The organism is Streptomyces sp. NPDC002935 (genome assembly GCF_040611295.1).
In the GTDB taxonomy this organism is placed as follows: Bacteria; Actinomycetota; Actinomycetes; order Streptomycetales; family Streptomycetaceae; genus Streptomyces.
The window spans coordinates 261907-277651 of sequence record NZ_JBEXNW010000012.1 but is presented as its reverse complement, the minus strand read 5'-3'; the positions used below and the strand labels follow the sequence as shown (position 1 = coordinate 277651).

Here is a 15745-nt window from a genome sequence, read left to right as displayed (position 1 = left end):
CCTGGATCCGGGCAGGATCCGGAACGCGGGGGGAGGGAAGGCGAAGGGAGGCGAGGGGCGCGGCTCAGCGGAGCGCCGGTGCCTCGATCCCGAGGAGCTCCGCGAAGGCGCGCTCGCCGTCCGGGGTCACCTTGACCGCCCGGTCCGAGCCGATGCGTACGCACCACCGGGCGTCCAGCGCGTGCCGGCACAGTGCCGCACCGGCGGTGCCCGCGAGGTGCGGACGCCGTTCGGTCCAGTCGAGACAGGCACGGGTGAGCGGACGGCGTCCGCCGCGCTCCAGGGGGATGCCCGCGGCGTCGAACCACCGCAGTCCGGCCTCGGTGAGGGCGAACCCGGTGTCCTGGCGGAGCAGTCCGCGGCCGGTCAGCGCCTCGGTGAGGACGATGCCGAGCCGTCCGGCGAGATGGTCGTAACAGGTCCGGCCGCGCGCCATCGCCGAGCCCGCGCCGGCCTCCCGCAGCGTCCGGGGGCGCTCGGCGGCACCGGGCGTCACCTGGGCGGCGAGGTCCTCGACGAGCTGGGCGACGCGGGTGTCGGCCAGCCGGACGTAACGGTGCCGTCCCTGGCGTTCCTCGGTGAGCAGGCCGCCCGCGACGAGTTTGCCGAGGTGCTCGCTGGCGGTCGACGGCGCGACACCGGCCCGCCGTGCCAGTTCACCGGCGGTCCACGCCCGCCCGTCGAGCAGCGCCAGCAGAAAACCGGCCCGCGTCTCGTCCGCCATCAGCCCGGCCAGCGCCGCGAGGCCCGGCCCGACGGGATCCTTCGCCCTTGTCATGCCGTCCAGGATGCGCCACGGACACTTCGGCGGTCACCGAAGTATCGCGAGCGTCCGCTCAGGCTTCCGGGCCCGCTCAGGCTTCCCGGACCAGCTCGCTCAACTTTCCCGGACCAGCCCCGCGTACTGCACCGCGAGGCCGTCCAGCAGCGCGCTGAGCCCCGTCTCGAAGGCCCGCTCGTCGATCTTCTCCTGCTGCTCGGCCAGGAGGTGCGCCTGCCCCAGATGCGGATAGTCGGCGGGGTCGTACGCGCTCTCGTCGTCCACGAAGCCCCCGGCGAACGAGCCCAGCGCGGACCCCATGATGAAGTACCGCATCAGCGCCCCGATCGAGGTGGCCTGGGCCGGTGGCCAGCCCGCGCCGACCATGGCCCCGAACACTGCGTCGGCGAGCCGGAGTCCGGCCGGCCGGCGGCCCGGCCCGCGCGCGAGGACCGGGACGATGTTCGGGTGGTCGCGCAGCGCGGCGCGGTAGGAGACGGCCCAGTCGTGCAGCGCGGTGCGCCAGTCGCGGCCGTCCTCGAACATCGACAGGTCGACCAGCGCGCTCACCGAGTCCGCGACCGCCTCCAGGATCTGGTCCTTGGTGCGGAAGTGGTTGTAGAGGGAGGGCCCGCTCACCCCGAGTTCCGCGGCGAGCCGGCGCGTGGAGACGGCCGCCAGCCCCTCGGAGTCCACCAGGGCCCGTGCCGTCTCGACGATGCGGTCGGTGCTGAGGAGGGGCTTGCGTGGTCGGGCCATGGCGCACATAGTAGGGCTGCATCAGGAAACTAGCAGTGCTAATTTAAATGTACGGCTTTCAATGTCCGCGATTTGTGGGGTGACCCGGCATGAACCTTGGGCTCAGCGATGAGCAGACCGCCGTCCGGCAGCTCGCCCAGGACTTCGTGCGTCGCGAGATCGCCCCGCACGTCGTCGAGTGGGACCGGGCGGAGGACGTCGACCGTTCCATCGTGAAGAAGCTCGGCGAGGTCGGCTTCCTCGGCCTCACCATCGACGAGGAGTACGGCGGCAGCGGCGGCGACCATCTCGCGTACTGCCTGGTCACCGAGGAGTTGGGGCGCGGTGACTCCTCCGTGCGCGGGATCGTCTCCGTCTCGCTCGGGCTCGTGGCCAAGTCGATCTCGTACTGGGGGAGCGAGGAGCAGAAGCGCCATTGGCTGCCGGGGCTGACCTCCGGCGAGTACGTGGGCTGCTTCGGGCTCACCGAACCGGGCACCGGCTCCGACGCGGGCCAGTTGTCGACGAGGGCCGTGCGGGACGGCGACGACTACGTCATCAACGGCACCAAGACGTTCATCACGAACGGCACCTGGGCCGACGTCGTGCTGCTCTTCGCCCGCTCCACCGACGCCCCGGGCCACAAGGGCGTCTCCGCCTTCCTGGTGCCGGCCGACACCCCCGGTCTGACCCGCCGCACCATCCACGGCAAGCTCGGACTGCGCGGCCAGGCCACCGCGGAACTGGCCTTCGCGGACGTGCGCGTGCCCGCGAGCGCCATGATGGCGCCCGAGGGCAAGGGCTTCGCGGTGGCCATGTCGGCGCTGGCCAAGGGCCGGATGTCGGTGGCCGCGGGCTGTGTCGGCATAGCCCAGGCCGCGCTGGACGCGGCGGTGACGTACGCGACCGAGCGGGAACAGTTCGGCAGGACCATCGCGCACCACCAGCTCGTCCAGGAACTCCTCAGCGACATCGCCGTCGACGTGGACGCGGCGCGGCTGCTCACCTGGCGGGTCGCCGATCTCGTGGACCGCGGGCTGCCGTTCGCCACCGAGTCCTCGAAGGCCAAGCTCTTCGCGTCCGAGGCCGCCGTGCGCGCCGCGAACAACGCCCTCCAGGTGTTCGGCGGCTACGGCTACATCGACGAGTACCCCGCCGGCAAACTGCTGCGCGACGCCCGGGTGATGACCCTCTACGAGGGCACCAGCCAGATCCAGAAACTGGTCATCGGGCGCGCCCTGACGGGTGTCTCCGCGTTCTGACTCCGAGTTCTGACTCTGAGTACGTCCCTGAGTACGACGGCGGATGTGGCGGCGGCCACGTCCGCCGATCCTTGTCCCATGAGTGAGACACCGGGCAAACAGCAGAACACGGCCGCCTTCTACGGTCAGGCCGTGGCGTCCTTCTCCGTCGCGATGGCCGCCACCGCCCTCGGCATCTTCAAACTCCACGCCGACGCCTGGGTGCGGGGCTTCCTGGCCATCGCCGTCCTCTATCTGGTGACGTCGTCCTTCACGCTCGCCAAGGTGATCCGCGACCGTCAGGACGGCAACCGCCCCGGCGGCCGGATGTACGACCCGTTCGAGAAGCTCTGATCCCCGCGCGGACATGACCCGGCCGGTGACGCTAAGCGCTCGCTCAGGTTCAGGGGTATGGTGTTCACCCTGTCAGTGGAGAAGGGGCGAACAGCGATGAGTGCGGCGCAGGAGACGCCCGGCGGCGAGATGCAGCCGTGGGCCGAGGTCACCCCGGACGCGGCACGGCGGCTGCTCGTCGCCGCGGTCGAGGCCTTCGCCGAGCGCGGGTACCACGCGACGACGACCCGGGACATCGCGGGCCGGGCGGGCATGAGCCCGGCCGCGCTGTACATCCATTACAAGACCAAGGAAGAGCTGCTCCACCGGATCAGCCGCATCGGGCACGACAAGGCGCTGGACATCGTGCGCACCGCGGCCGAGGGCGAGGGAACGGCCGCCGAGCGGCTCTCCGACGCCGTACGGTCCTTCGTACGGTGGCACGCGGGCCAGCACACCACCGCCCGCGTCGTCCAGTACGAACTCGACGCCCTCGGGCCCGACGCGCGCGCCGAGATCATCGCGCTGCGCCGCCAGGTCGACGCGGAGGTCCGCAGCATCATCCAGGACGGCGTCGTGGCGGGCGACTTCGACGTCCCGGACGTACCCGGCACCACCCTCGCCGTGCTGTCCCTGTGCATCGACGTGGCCCGCTGGTTCAACGTCGACGGTCCCCGCACGCCGGACGAGGTCGGCGCCCTCTATGCCGACCTGGTCCGGCGGATGGTGGGATACAAGGAGTAGGCCCCCGGCGCGGACGCGGACATCCCCGGTCCGACGCGAGGCTCCCGGTCCCGGAGGCGTCGGCGAACGCGAAGCCGCCGGTTCCGGGGACGCCGGGCCGGGGCGCCGGTCTCACAGGTAGTAGCGCGAGACCGACTCCGCCACGCAGACCGGCTTGTCGCCGCCCTCGCGCTCCACGGTGAAGGCCACGGACACCTGGACACCGCCCGGCACGTCGTCCACCGCGGTGATCGCCGCGGTGGCGCGCAGCCGCGAGCCGACCGGGACGGGGGCGGGGAAACGGACCTTGTTCGTCCCGTAGTTGACGCCCATCTTCACGCCCTCGACGCTGATCAGCTGCGGGCCGAAGAGGGGCAGCAGCGACAGGGTGAGATAGCCGTGCGCGATCGTGGTGCCGAACGGACCCGCCGCGGCCTTCTCGGGATCGACGTGGATCCACTGGTGGTCGCCGGTCGCCTCCGCGAACAGGTCGATCCGCTTCTGCTCGATCTCGACCCAGTCCGTGTACCCCAGCTGCTCGCCCACGGCGCCCCGCAGTTCGTCGACCGTCGCGAACGTCCTCGGCTCTGCCATGTCCCTGGCCTCCCGCATCTCATAGTCTAAGCGACTGCTTAGCATGGTCGGACGCGAGGCGCATGTCAACGGACCGGACGTGTGACGCGGTGGGTAGGTTGGAGGGGTGCCCCAGATCCCAGAGACGATCCACGAGCTGACCGTCGGACAGCTGTCGGCCCGTAGCGGCGTCGCCGTCTCCGCTCTGCACTTCTACGAGTCCAAGGGCCTGATCAGCAGCCGCCGCACCACGGGCAACCAACGCCGCTACCACCGTGACGCCCTGCGCCGTGTCGCCTTCGTCCGGGCCGCCCAGCGCGTCGGCATCCCGCTCGCCACCATCCGCGAGGCGCTCGCCGAACTCCCCGAGGAGCGCACCCCGACGCGCGAGGACTGGGCCCGGCTGTCGGAGGCCTGGCGCTCGGAACTCGACGAGCGCATCAAACAGCTCGGCCGGCTGCGGGACCACCTCACGGACTGCATCGGCTGCGGCTGCCTCTCCCTGGAGAACTGTGTGCTCTCCAACCCCGACGACGTCTTCGGCGAGCGCCAGGCCGGATCCCGGCTCATGGTGGAGCGCTCCGGCGCACGGGCGGCACCCGAGCCCCGGGAGCGGCAGCGGGAGCAGGCCCGGGAGTGCGAGCCCGGGCCGCGCCAGGAGACGGTGGGAGACTGCCGCTGACACGCCGTTCCCACCACCCTCACCGGTTAGGCGTGATCCGTCGTGCCCGGTCCACGCGTCCGTCGTCCGGCCCGCCCCTCACTCGTACTCCGTACCGCCCTTGCGGGTCAGGTACGCCGGGCTGACCGCCTTGGCTATGGCCCGTCCGCCCGTCACCGGGCTGTACCGCTCGGCGGCCACGAACGTCCCCTCCGGCCCGTCGGGAGCGGGAGCGCCGGGGCGGATCACGACGCCCTCGCGCAGATGCAGCGCGCGACCGGACACGGTCTCCCGGCCCGAGGCGATCTCCAGGACCCGCTCGATGTCGTACGGCCCCTCGTACAGCCTTGGTACCAGCGGGAGTTCGCCCGTCAGCAGCTCCTGCGCGTCCAGCCAGCGGACCTCGCCGTCGATCTCCGCGGACACGTCGAACACGGCGTAGCCGATCGTCTCGCGGCGCCCGTCGGCGCCGTACGAGAGGTCCTGCACGCCCGCCCCGTAGACCTCGCCGAAGATGCCGACGCGGCGCGCGCCCAGTCGTTCGGCGAGCCGGGCGGCGGCCGCCGCGACACCGTGACCGTGTACGGCGCGCCAGTACAGATTGCGCGGATCCTCCTTCAGGGCGAGGGACTTGGAGCCGAAGCCCTTCGAGGAGACGTGGACGCGGCCCTCGTCGGCGAGGTAGGTCAGCAGACAGGCCGAACCGTGCAGCTTCTCCGTCAGGACGACGGGCTCGCCCGGGGTGAAGAGGTCCGGGTACCGCTGGATGTTCTCGATGTCGACCCAGGGCAGCAGCTCGGGCGCCGACTCGACATCGCCGTTCATCGTGGGCGGGACCGGCGGCACCCATTTCACGATGCCGAGGAACTCCGCGAAGTCCGTGCCGTCCTCGGCGGCCCGCGCCAGGTCCACGTCCGCCAGCGCCTTCGGGCGGCACACGATGCCCTGCGACAGCTCGCCGCGCAGCCGCACCGCCTTGACCCGGTCCGACGAACTGCCCGCCAGACGCCCGGTCAGCCCCAGCTCCTCGATCAGCGGGGCCGGCAGCACGGACTGTTCAGGGATGTAGAGCGCCCACTCGCCGGTGCGGTACGCGCCCTTGGCGACCACGGCCCGATACAGGCCCACCTGGGCCAGTTCGAGCGCGTCGGCGTTCGGATGCTCGTGGACGGTCAGCACTTCGGCGGTGACGCGCAGCGTCGACATCGGGGGACTCCTCGGGTTGCTCAGCCGTGTTTCATCGCCCCCAACTCTCCCTGGGGGAAACGGCTGGAACCAGCGAATTTACGGCTGCCAGCTGCGACGGCCGCGACCCGCCCCCCGGCGTGCGCCGGGCCGCCCCGTACCGAACGAGCCCCCTCCGCCACGAGCGGTCCCTGGCCCCTGACATGACCGTCTCGGCAGCCGCGGATCGGGCCGTCCCCCCGGGCGACCTCGGCACGACGGCGCCGTCGGCCGATCCGCGCGCTCTGCTCGGACAGACCGGCACAATGCCCCCGATGGTGCCGGAGGGACTGACCACCAGGGTGCCGGGAACTGCGTGCCCGGCCACGGACCCTCCGCGGCCGACGGCTCACCCGCAGTTCCCCTGCCCCGCGCCGTTCAGCCCGGCGGAGTCCCGGCCGCCCGGCCCGGCGGGGCACTCACGCCGACACGAGCAGCCGGACGCGCCTGGCCCCCGCCAGGGCTTCCGGGGTCAGGACGGGCCGCGGCACCGCGATTCCGCAGCTCGTGCAGACGGGGCCCGACGACGGTTCGTGGGCCAGTTCGTACATCCACACCAGGCGCTCGCCGGCGCACACCGGGCAGACGGCGCCCGGCTCGCGCTCCAGTGCGGCGATCAACCGGCGCAGCACCTCGGCCAGTGGTTCATGAGGGTGGACACGGGGGTTGTCGCACCAGGCGACACCGAACCCGCCCCAGGTCAGCCGGTGCCAGTCGTCGACACTGCCCGGCCTGCGCAACCCGTCGTGCTTCTCCTTCTTGCGACGCTGCGCGAACTCGACCTCGTAGGCGAGCCAGACGGAGCGGGCCTCCTCCAGTTCCTCCAGTGCGGCCACGAGCCGCGCCGGATCGGGGGACCGGTCCTCGGGACCGAACCCGGCCCGGGAACACAGATGGTCCCAGGTCGCCCGATGCCCGTAAGGAGCGAACCTCTCCAGGCACTTGCGCAGTGAGTACCGCCGCAGTGCCAGATCACACCTCGGATCTCGCACCTGTCTCGCCAGACTCCGGAAACCGGCCATCGCCCTGCACCTCCGTCACACCTGCACCTGTACTCCGGTCACTTCGGCGCCGTCTCGTACGGACGTCGTCGAGTAGACGTATCGACAAGCGATTCGGCTCCATCCAATTTTCCGATGACCGCCTCGAGGCACCCGCCGAGTGCCCCCGGCCTGCCTCCCGTTGCCCTCAGCGGGCTGTCCGCCGGTCATCCGCCGAGCCCACGCTTGCCATGAATCCCAAAAACTGACGCATGTTCATCTTCAAACTCGGGGATACCGGCGGTAACGTCCGGCCCACCCCCCGTCGGTAGGAGCTGACATGCCACCGAGCACCCCACGCACCACGTTGGACAGACTGAGAACTCCCCGCAGATTCCCCAAGTTCCTCAAGGCAGCATCCCTATGCGTGCTCATTGCCGGTCTTTTGTCGCCGCTTTCCCAGGCGTCCGCCGCCGACACCTCGACCGCGACCGCCGCGAACGACTACTGCGGCGGCCAGTGCTCGGACATCCTGCCGCCCGGTGAGAACGGCAACGCGACCCTCGCCCAGATCCTGCTCAACCAGGCTTTCGGCACCCAGCCGAGCCACGCGGAAGACCAGCTCGCCCCCTACGGCAACCTGGCCTCGGGCTACTCCACCCTCACCGACACCAAGATCAACGACTTCTTCAACGACGCCTCCTTCGGCGTCGCCTCGGACCAGGTCGCCTCGACCACCAAGCCCGGCGGCCGCACCGACGTGACGATCGTCCGCGACAAGAAGACGGGCGTCCCGCACATCACCGGCACCACCCGCTACGGCACCGAGTACGGCGCCGGGTTCGCCGCGGCCCAGGACCGGCTGTGGCTGATGGACGTCTTCCGGCACGTCGGACGCGGCCAGCTGACCGGCTTCGCCGGCGGCGCCGCCTCCAACCAGGGCCTCGAGCAGGAGTTCTGGCGCAACGCGCCCTACACCGAGGCCGACCTGCAGGCCCAGATAGACAACGCGACCAGCAGCGCCGGAGCCCGTGGCACCCAGGCCCTCGCCGACGCGAACGCCTACATCGACGGCATCAACGCCTACATCGACGCCTCCGACAGCGGCCGCTACTTCCCCGGCGAGTACGTCCTGACCGGCCACAAGGACTCCATCACCAACGCCGGAACCATCGACCACTTCAAGCTCACCGACCTGGTGGCGCTGGCCTCCGTCATCGGCTCGCTGTTCGGCTCCGGAGGCGGCGGCGAGGTCAACAACGCCCTCTCGCTGCTCGCCGCCCAGTCCCAGTACGGCGTGGCCGAGGGCACCGAGGTCTGGGAGTCCTTCCGCGAGCGCAACGACCCGGAAGCGGCGCTCACCGTCCACAACGGCCAGAGCTTCCCCTACGCCGCCAAGCCGGACAGCCCGCAGGGCGAGGCCCTGCCCGACGCCGGCTCGGTGGCCCAGGAGCAGCTGGTCTACGACCGCACCGGCAGCGCGGCCACCGCGAGCGCCACCAGCGCCTCGGCCACGGCGGCCAAGACCTCACTCACCTCGGCGAAGCGCGGTATGTCCAACGCCCTCGTGGTCAGCGGCAAGCACACCGCCAGCGGCCACCCGATCGCCGTCTTCGGCCCGCAGACCGGCTATTTCGCGCCACAACTGCTCATGCTCCAGGAGATCCAGGGCCCGGGCCTCAGCGCCCGCGGCGCCTCCTTCGCGGGCCTGAGCATGTACGTCGAACTCGGCCGCGGCCAGGACTACTCCTGGAGCGCGACGACCTCCGGCCAGGACATCATCGACACATACGCCGTCGAGCTGTGCCAGGACGACTACCACTACCTCTACCACGGCACCTGCACGGCGATGGACAAGGTCGAGCGGACCAACTCCTGGAAGCCGACCGTCGCCGACGGCACCGCGGCGGGCTCGTACCGGATGCAGGTCTACCGGACCAAGTACGGTCCCGTGGCCTACCGTGCGACCGTGGGCGGCAAGAAGGTCGCGTACACCACCCTGCGCTCCTCCTACATGCACGAGGCCGACTCGATCATCGGCTTCCAGATGCTCAACGACCCTGACTTCGTGAAGAGTCCGGCGACCTTCCAGAGCGCTGTGCAGCACATCAACTACACCTTCAACTGGTTCTACGCCGACTCGGCACACACCGCGTACTACAACAGCGGTGACAACCCGGTACGGGCGAGCGGGGTCGACGCCGAGTTCCCGGTGTGGGCGCAGGCCGCGTACGAGTGGCAGAAGTGGGACCCGGCCACGAACACCGCCGCGTACACCCCGGCGTCCGCGCACCCCAACTCCGTGGACCAGGACTACTACATCTCCTGGAACAACAAGCAGGCCAAGGACTACACGACGTCCTCCTGGGGCGACGGCTCGGTGCACCGCGGCAACCTGCTGGAGGACCGGGTCGCCAAGCTGGTCGCCGCGGGCGGGGTGACCAGGTCCGCGCTGGTGAAGGCGATGGCCGACGCGGCGCTCGCCGATCTGCGGGCCGAGGACGTGCTCCCCGACCTGCTGAAGGTCGTCAACAGCTCCCCGGTCACGGACTCCACGGCCGCGGCGGCGGTGAGCAAGCTGTCCGCCTGGGTGACGGCGGGCGCGAAGCGCAAGGAGACCTCCGCGGGTTCGCACACCTACGCCGACGCCGACGCGGTCCGCATCCTGGACGCCTGGTGGCCGCTGCTGGTGAAGGCGGAGTTCCAGCCCGGGCTCGGCAGTGGCCTGTACACCGCGTTCGGCAGCAACCTCCCCATCGACGAGGCACCGTCGGCCGGGCACGGACCGACCGGCTCGCACGCCGGAAGCTCCTTCCAGTACGGCTGGTGGAGCTATGTCGACAAGGACATCCGGGCGGTGCTCGGGGAGTCCGTGCAGGGCGGCCTGTCGCGGAAGTACTGCGGCGCCGGCAGCCTCGGCGCCTGCCGGGACGCCCTGATCAGCACGCTGAAGGAGGCGGCGGGCAAGACCGCGGCCACCGTCTACCCCGGCGACGACCAGTGCTCGGCGGGCGACCAGTGGTGCGCCGACTCGATCGTCCAGCGGACGCTCGGCGGCATCAAGCACGGCAAGATCAGCTGGCAGAACCGGCCGACCTACCAGCAGGTCGTCGAGTACACCTCACACCGGTGAGCACGGACCGGCGCCGGTAGGTCCAAGGAGCGGCCGGCACCGGAGCGGCGGCGGGTCAGCGGACGCGGCCCGCCGCCAGCACCACCTGGGCCAGCTCGCGGTGGCAGATGTCGCTGTGCGCGCCTGAGGGTGCCCCGCCCCGGCACACCACCGCGGCGGCGTCGATGTTCACGCACCCCGAGACGGGCAGCCGGGTGCGCAGGGCCTCCGCGAGCGTCAGCGTCCTGGTCCCCGGCACCGCCTGCACCCCGTCGTGGCCCATCGCGCCCCACTTCACACCCAGCGCGCGGCCGAGGTCGAAGTCCGCCGCGACGGACCGGGCATCGCCCGCCATCCGCGAGGCCAGCGGGTAGATCGTGCCGAGCGCCGAGTCGAAGCGGGAGTAGCAGCACACCAGGGGGCCGTCGATCCGGTGGTGCTGCCCGTCCAGCACACCGCTCGCCCGCGCGTCGTGCGGCAGCCGGGCCGCGAACGCGTAGTGCGAGAACGCGCCTTGGAGCAGCGTCACCGACTTCACCGTGCGCACCCCGGGGGGCAGCCCGCGCAGCGCGAACGAGACCAGGCGGCCGCCGAAACTGTGCCCGACCAGATGCACACGCACCTCCGGCGCCGCCGCCGCGAGCTGCCCGATCGCCCGCCCGAGCCCGCGCTCACCGACCGTGCCGGCGCGCCGCTTCATCGCGTAGTACGTGGCCTGGCGCAGGAGTTCGTGCGCTCCGTCCCACAGCCGGGGCAGCGCGAAGGCGGCTGTTCCCGGAGCCCCGGCCCCGGCGAGCGCCTGCGCGAACTCGCCGCACACCGTCGCCGCGTCCCCGAAGAGCATCTCGGGATCGCTCTCCGGCACGCCCTCCGCCAGGGTGTCCGCCGCGAACGAGGTCTGCGGCCCCTGCGGACGGACCTCGACGAGCAGCCGTACGAGACGGCAGAACTCCTCCAACGAAGCTCCCTCGTCCGGCTGTTGGTCGAGCAGCCGGGCGATCTGCTCGACCACGGTGGCACGGCCGGGGAACACCTCCAGGAGTGCGTGCCGGGTGTTCTTGCCGAGGACCGGCCGGGCGGCCGGGGCGACAGCGGCGGCCGCCGCCGCGGGGAAGTCGGGGATCGGCTCGTCCGAGAAGCGCATCGAGGGCCAGATCACCCCCGCGTAGCCGAGGCGCGCGGCCGGCGCGAGTTCCGGGAACGGTTCGTAGAAGCGGCTGCAGAGGCGAGTGGCGCCCGAACGGTCGTTGTTCCAGCCGTGCGTGAAGACGATCAGGTCGCGGACCCCGCGGCGCGGCACCTCCTCGATCCACCGGTCCCGCTCGCGGCCGTCCGCGTCCCCGTCCGCGTCGAACGTCAGCTCCCAGTAGGGAGACACACTCACTGCCGGTTCCTTCATGAGAGGCCCCCTGACCCCGCGAGTGGCGCGATATGGGCGCATCGTCCACCCGGCGGGGAAAGTTGGCCATACGTCACGACTTACTCGTCACGCATCCGTCACTCGTCCGTGGAAAAGGGCGGCGGCTCACTTGTAGATGAGGTATTGCTTCCGAACCCTGCGGAAGGCGTCCAGTTCGTCCTGCCAGGCCGCCACGACCTCGTCGGCGCCCGCTCCCGCGTCGATCGTCGTGCGCACCAGCGTCGAGCCCGTCAGCTTGTCGATCCAGTTGTCGGAGCGCCAGGCGAAGCCGCTCCAGACCTTCCTCGCGGTCACCAGGAGCGCGATTCCGGTGCGGACGGGGTCGTACGCCGCCCGGTCGTGGACATGGATCTGGACACCCCCGATGGTCCTGCCCTGGAACTTGGAGAAGGTGGGAGCGAAGTACGCCTCTCTGAAGTGCACGCCGGGCAGCCCCAGTTCACCGGCCGCCGCGGCCCAGCGCCCGTCGACGCCCTCCGCGCCGAGCAGTTCGAACGGCCGTGTCGTGCCGCGCCCCTCCGACAGGTTCGTCCCCTCGAAGAGACACGTCCCGGAGTACACCAGCGCGGTGTCCGCCGTCGGCATGTTCGGGCTGGGCGGCACCCAGGGCAGCCCCGAGGCGTCGTAGAACTCCCCGCGCCTCCAGCCCGACATCAGTACGGTGTCCAGCTCCACGGGCGCCGCCAGGAACTCCCCGTTGAAGAGCCGGGCCAGCTCCGCCACCGTCATCCCGTGCGCCTGCGCGATCGGCTGCCGTCCGACGAACGTCGCGAACTCCTTGTGCAGGACCGGTCCCTGGGCCGCCCGGCCGGTGACCGGGTTGGGCCGGTCGAGCACCACGAACCGTTTGCCGGCGAGCTGCGCCGCCTCCATGCAGTCGTACAGCGTCCAGATGTACGTGTAGAAGCGCGCTCCCACGTCCTGGATGTCGAAGACGACGGTGTCCACGCCGGAGGCGGTGAACACGTCGGCGAGAACCTGACCGCTCTTCAAGTACGTGTCGTAGACGGGGAGTCCGGTCGCCGGGTCGTCGTAGCGGCCCTCGGAGCCGCCGGCCTGCGCGGTGCCCCGGAAGCCGTGCTCGGGGCCGAAGACGGCGACCAGGTTCACGCGATCGTCGGCGTGCATGACGTCGACGATGTGGCGGACGTCGCGGGTGATGCCCGTGGGGTTGGTGACCATGCCGACGCGTCCACCGCCGAGTTGGGCGTACCCCGCCCCGGCGAGGCGCTCGAAGCCGGTGCGGAGCCGGTGTCCGGTGCTCGCGCCCGGCACCGCCGCCCCGGCGGGCAGGGGAGTCAGGGCCGCCGCGGCGGTGCCGGCCGCGAGCAGTGACCGTCGGGACATGCGCATGGTGTGACCTCCGTGTTCGCGGAAGGTTGACACAGGCACGCTAGGGGCTCGCGGGGGAAGTTCGTAGGGTGCGGATCCCTCCGGCCTGTCGTGGCTCCTCATGTGATCGCCGGCACCGGCCTGGAACCCTTCCCTTGTTACATACCGACTGGTTAGTCTGGTGCCGCAGGAGAGCCGTGTCGCATCGAAGGAGACCGATGGTGGGAGCCGTGCAGGGTGCGGGAGTGGTCGTCACCGGAGCGGGAGGTGGCATAGGGGCCGCGCTGGCCCGCCGTTTCGCCGCCGGGGGAGCGCGGGTCGTGGTCAACGACCTCGACGCGGACAAGGCGAAGGCGGTGGCCGACGAGATCGGCGGCACGGCGGTACCGGGGGACGCCTCCCTGATCGTGGCCGAGGCCCGCGACGCGCTCGGCGGCACGGTCGACGTCTACTGCGCCAACGCGGGCGTCGCCTCGGGAGGCTCCGAAGCGGCCGACGAGAAGGTCTGGGCTCTGGCCTGGGACGTCAACGTGATGGCCCACGTACGCGCCGCCCACGCACTGCTGCCGGACTGGCTGGAGCGCGGCAGCGGCCGTTTCGTCTCCACCGTCTCGGCCGCCGGGCTGCTCACCATGATCGGCGCCGCCCCGTACAGTGTCACCAAGCACGGCGCGTACGCGTTCGCCGAGTGGCTGTCGCTGACGTACCGCCACCGCGGTCTGAAGGTCCACGCGATCTGCCCGCAGGGCGTGCGCACCGACATGCTCGACGCCACCGGCAGCGCGGGCGACCTGGTGCTCCAGCCGACCGCCATCGAGCCCGAGGCCGTGGCCGACGCGCTCCTGAAGGGCATCGAGGAGGACCGCTTCCTGATCCTGCCGCACCCCGAGGTCGCCGGGTACTACCAGGCGCGGGCCGCCGACCCCGACCGCTGGATGACGAACATGAACCACCTCCAGCAGAAGTGGGAGACCACCGAGTGACCCGCTACACCGACCGGCCCTGGGTCGCGCTCCTCAATGAGGCGCAGCGCGCTCCGGTGAGCCCCGCCGACACCCTCGTGCACGCCCTCGCCGACACGGTCGCGCAGAGCCCGGACCGCACCGCGCTCGCCTACTTCGACGGGCGGCTGAGCTACCGCGAGGTCGACGAGCTGAGCGACTCCGTCGCCGGGCACCTCGCCGACCGCGGTCTGCGGCGGGGCGACCGGGTGGCGATCATGCTCCAGAACTCCCCGCACTTCGTGCTCGCCCTGCTCGGCGCGTGGAAGGCCGGCGCGACGGTCGTGCCGGTCAACCCGATGTACAAGTCCGGCGAGGTCCGGCACGTCCTGCACGACGCGGAGGTGAGCGCCGTCGTCTGCTCCGACCGTGCCTGGGACGCGTATCTGCGCGAGACCGCCGCCGACTCGCCCGTACGGATCGTCCTGACGGCCTGCGAACGCGACTTCCAGACGCGCGACGACCCGCGCGTGCTGTCCTTCGAGCGGCTGGCCCCGGACGCGGGGGCCGACGACCTCGTCGCCGTCGCCCGGCAGGGGCACAAGGCGCCCGGCGACCGCGGCCTCGGCCCGTCCGACATCGCGCTGATCAGCTACACCTCGGGCACCAGCGGCACCCCCAAGGGAGCCACCAACACGCACGGCAACATCATGCACAACGCCGAACGGCAGCGGACCGGCCTCGCGCTGCCCGAGGCACCTGTGTACTTCGCGATGGCGCCGCTCTTCCACATCACCGGGATGGTCTGCCAGCTCGCCGCCTGCATGAACAGCGCGGGCACACTGGTCCTCGCGTACCGCTTCGAGGCGGGGGTCGTGCTCGACGCGTTCGCCGAGCACCGGCCGCTCTACACGGTCGGCCCCTCGACCGCCTTCATGGCGCTGGCCGCCCACCCGGCGGTCACGCCGGACCACTTCTCCTCCTTCCGGAACATCTCCTCCGGCGGTGCCCCGCTGCCGCCCGCGCTCGTCGAGAAGTTCCGGGCCGGCTTCGGGCCGTACATCCGCAACGGCTACGGGCTCACCGAGTGCACCGCGCCGTGCGCCTCCGTGCCGCCGGGCCTGGAGGCACCGGTGGACCCGGTCTCCGGGACGCTGGCCGTGGGCGTGCCGGGCCCGGACTCGGTCGTCCGCATCGTCGACGACTCGGGCGAGGAGGTCCCCTTCGGACAGCAGGGCGAGATCCTCGTCAGCGGTCCGCAGGTGGTGCCCGGCTACTGGCGTCGTCCCGAAGCCACCGCCGAGACGTTCCCGGACGGCGAGCTGCACACCGGCGACATCGGCTTCATGGACGAGAGCGGCTGGCTCTACGTGGTCGACCGCAAGAAGGACATGATCAACGCGTCCGGCTTCAAGGTGTGGCCGCGCGAGGTCGAGGACGTCCTGTACACCCACCCGGCGGTCCGCGAGGCGGCCGTCGTGGGGATCCCCGACGGCTACCGCGGGGAGACCGTCAAGGCGTACATCAGCCTGCGTCCGGGTGCTTCCGAGGACCCCGCCGCGCTGGCCGCGTACTGCAAGGAGAGACTGGCCGCCTACAAGTATCCGAGGCAGGTGGAGATCCTGCCCGAACTGCCGAAGACGGCGAGTGGGAAGATCCTCCGTCGGGAACTGCGTTCCCGGTCCCAGGACTCCCAGTAGTCCCCAG

14 protein-coding genes are annotated in these 15745 nt (G+C 71.2%); 7 read left to right on the top strand and 7 right to left on the bottom strand.

Translation table 11 applies throughout. The features are described from left to right. Positions 1–64 precede the first annotated feature (64 nt). Both ABZX90_RS19180 and ABZX90_RS19175 read right to left on the bottom strand, forming a co-directional pair. Positions 65–778: a winged helix-turn-helix domain-containing protein gene (locus ABZX90_RS19180; RefSeq protein WP_355206263.1), complete on the bottom strand. Its 714-nt coding sequence runs from the start codon at positions 776–778 to the stop codon at positions 65–67. 99 nt (positions 779–877) lie between these two features. Then, the gene (locus ABZX90_RS19175; protein ID WP_355206260.1) at positions 878–1519 is read right to left on the bottom strand and encodes a TetR/AcrR family transcriptional regulator; all 642 of its coding nucleotides are present in this window, start codon (positions 1517–1519) and stop codon (positions 878–880) included. A gap of 89 nt (positions 1520–1608) precedes the next feature. On the opposite strand from ABZX90_RS19175, the gene ABZX90_RS19170 reads away from it, so the two are divergent. The 3 genes from ABZX90_RS19170 (at position 1609) to ABZX90_RS19160 (ending at position 3816) form a co-directional block, all read left to right on the top strand. After that, the gene (locus ABZX90_RS19170) at positions 1609–2760 is read left to right on the top strand and encodes an acyl-CoA dehydrogenase family protein (RefSeq protein ID WP_355206257.1); all 1152 of its coding nucleotides are present in this window, start codon (positions 1609–1611) and stop codon (positions 2758–2760) included. A gap of 78 nt (positions 2761–2838) precedes the next feature. Then, positions 2839–3093, top strand: coding sequence for a YiaA/YiaB family inner membrane protein (locus tag ABZX90_RS19165; protein WP_355206254.1), 255 nt, complete (start codon positions 2839–2841; stop codon positions 3091–3093). A 96-nt stretch (positions 3094–3189) separates the two neighbouring features. Next, the gene (locus tag ABZX90_RS19160) at positions 3190–3816 is read left to right on the top strand and encodes a TetR/AcrR family transcriptional regulator (RefSeq protein WP_351129727.1); all 627 of its coding nucleotides are present in this window, start codon (positions 3190–3192) and stop codon (positions 3814–3816) included. A 111-nt stretch (positions 3817–3927) separates the two neighbouring features. Here ABZX90_RS19160 and ABZX90_RS19155 read toward each other — a convergent pair whose 3' ends face one another. Then, positions 3928–4389: a MaoC family dehydratase gene (locus tag ABZX90_RS19155; protein WP_351129724.1), complete on the bottom strand. Its 462-nt coding sequence runs from the start codon at positions 4387–4389 to the stop codon at positions 3928–3930. A 106-nt stretch (positions 4390–4495) separates the two neighbouring features. On the opposite strand from ABZX90_RS19155, the gene soxR reads away from it, so the two are divergent. Beyond that, positions 4496–5050, top strand: a complete 555-nt coding sequence (gene soxR, locus ABZX90_RS19150) for a redox-sensitive transcriptional activator SoxR (RefSeq protein ID WP_355206250.1) — start codon at positions 4496–4498, stop codon at positions 5048–5050. Between the two features lie 78 nt (positions 5051–5128). Here soxR and ABZX90_RS19145 read toward each other — a convergent pair whose 3' ends face one another. Beyond that, entirely contained in the window at positions 5129–6235 is a 1107-nt protein-coding gene (locus ABZX90_RS19145) for an RNA ligase (ATP) (RefSeq protein ID WP_351129719.1), read from the bottom strand. Between the two features lie 437 nt (positions 6236–6672). Next, positions 6673–7275, bottom strand: a complete 603-nt coding sequence (locus tag ABZX90_RS19140; RefSeq protein ID WP_351129717.1) for a hypothetical protein — start codon at positions 7273–7275, stop codon at positions 6673–6675. A gap of 298 nt (positions 7276–7573) precedes the next feature. Between ABZX90_RS19140 and ABZX90_RS19135 the strand changes: the two genes are divergently transcribed. Continuing rightward, positions 7574–10366, top strand: a complete 2793-nt coding sequence (locus tag ABZX90_RS19135; protein ID WP_355206245.1) for a penicillin acylase family protein — start codon at positions 7574–7576, stop codon at positions 10364–10366. Between the two features lie 55 nt (positions 10367–10421). Here the strand turns inward: ABZX90_RS19135 and ABZX90_RS19130 are convergent, their stop codons facing one another. Together ABZX90_RS19130 and ABZX90_RS19125 are read right to left on the bottom strand one after the other, a co-directional pair. After that, positions 10422–11744: a serine-threonine protein kinase gene (locus ABZX90_RS19130; protein WP_351129713.1), complete on the bottom strand. Its 1323-nt coding sequence runs from the start codon at positions 11742–11744 to the stop codon at positions 10422–10424. 126 nt (positions 11745–11870) lie between these two features. Next, complete coding sequence (locus ABZX90_RS19125; RefSeq protein ID WP_355206242.1) at positions 11871–13118, bottom strand: DUF1343 domain-containing protein; 1248 nt, start codon at positions 13116–13118, stop codon at positions 11871–11873. A 197-nt stretch (positions 13119–13315) separates the two neighbouring features. On the opposite strand from ABZX90_RS19125, the gene ABZX90_RS19120 reads away from it, so the two are divergent. Together ABZX90_RS19120 and ABZX90_RS19115 are read left to right on the top strand one after the other, a co-directional pair. After that, the gene (locus ABZX90_RS19120; protein ID WP_351129709.1) at positions 13316–14080 is read left to right on the top strand and encodes an SDR family oxidoreductase; all 765 of its coding nucleotides are present in this window, start codon (positions 13316–13318) and stop codon (positions 14078–14080) included. Beyond that, positions 14077–15738 (top strand): long-chain fatty acid--CoA ligase, encoded by a 1662-nt coding sequence (locus ABZX90_RS19115; protein WP_355206239.1) that lies wholly within the window; start codon positions 14077–14079, stop codon positions 15736–15738. The genes ABZX90_RS19120 and ABZX90_RS19115 overlap by 4 nt, the downstream gene beginning before the upstream one ends. The last annotated feature ends 7 nt before the right edge of the window (positions 15739–15745 follow it).

What these genes read in the sequence shown, in the direction of transcription:
- ABZX90_RS19125 (WP_355206242.1), bottom strand. Translation starts at nt 13,118, where the DNA reads ATGCGCATGTCCCGACGGTCACTGCTCGCGGCCGGCACCGCCGCGGCG.
- ABZX90_RS19135 (WP_355206245.1), top strand. Translation starts at nt 7,574, where the DNA reads ATGCCACCGAGCACCCCACGCACCACGTTGGACAGACTGAGAACTCCC.
- ABZX90_RS19130 (WP_351129713.1), bottom strand. Translation starts at nt 11,744, where the DNA reads ATGAAGGAACCGGCAGTGAGTGTGTCTCCCTACTGGGAGCTGACGTTC.
- ABZX90_RS19155 (WP_351129724.1), bottom strand. Translation starts at nt 4,389, where the DNA reads ATGGCAGAGCCGAGGACGTTCGCGACGGTCGACGAACTGCGGGGCGCC.
- ABZX90_RS19165 (WP_355206254.1), top strand. Translation starts at nt 2,839, where the DNA reads ATGAGTGAGACACCGGGCAAACAGCAGAACACGGCCGCCTTCTACGGT.
- ABZX90_RS19140 (WP_351129717.1), bottom strand. Translation starts at nt 7,275, where the DNA reads ATGGCCGGTTTCCGGAGTCTGGCGAGACAGGTGCGAGATCCGAGGTGT.
- ABZX90_RS19120 (WP_351129709.1), top strand. Translation starts at nt 13,316, where the DNA reads ATGGTGGGAGCCGTGCAGGGTGCGGGAGTGGTCGTCACCGGAGCGGGA.
- ABZX90_RS19145 (WP_351129719.1), bottom strand. Translation starts at nt 6,235, where the DNA reads ATGTCGACGCTGCGCGTCACCGCCGAAGTGCTGACCGTCCACGAGCAT.
- ABZX90_RS19175 (WP_355206260.1), bottom strand. Translation starts at nt 1,519, where the DNA reads ATGGCCCGACCACGCAAGCCCCTCCTCAGCACCGACCGCATCGTCGAG.
- ABZX90_RS19160 (WP_351129727.1), top strand. Translation starts at nt 3,190, where the DNA reads ATGAGTGCGGCGCAGGAGACGCCCGGCGGCGAGATGCAGCCGTGGGCC.
- ABZX90_RS19180 (WP_355206263.1), bottom strand. Translation starts at nt 778, where the DNA reads ATGACAAGGGCGAAGGATCCCGTCGGGCCGGGCCTCGCGGCGCTGGCC.
- ABZX90_RS19170 (WP_355206257.1), top strand. Translation starts at nt 1,609, where the DNA reads ATGAACCTTGGGCTCAGCGATGAGCAGACCGCCGTCCGGCAGCTCGCC.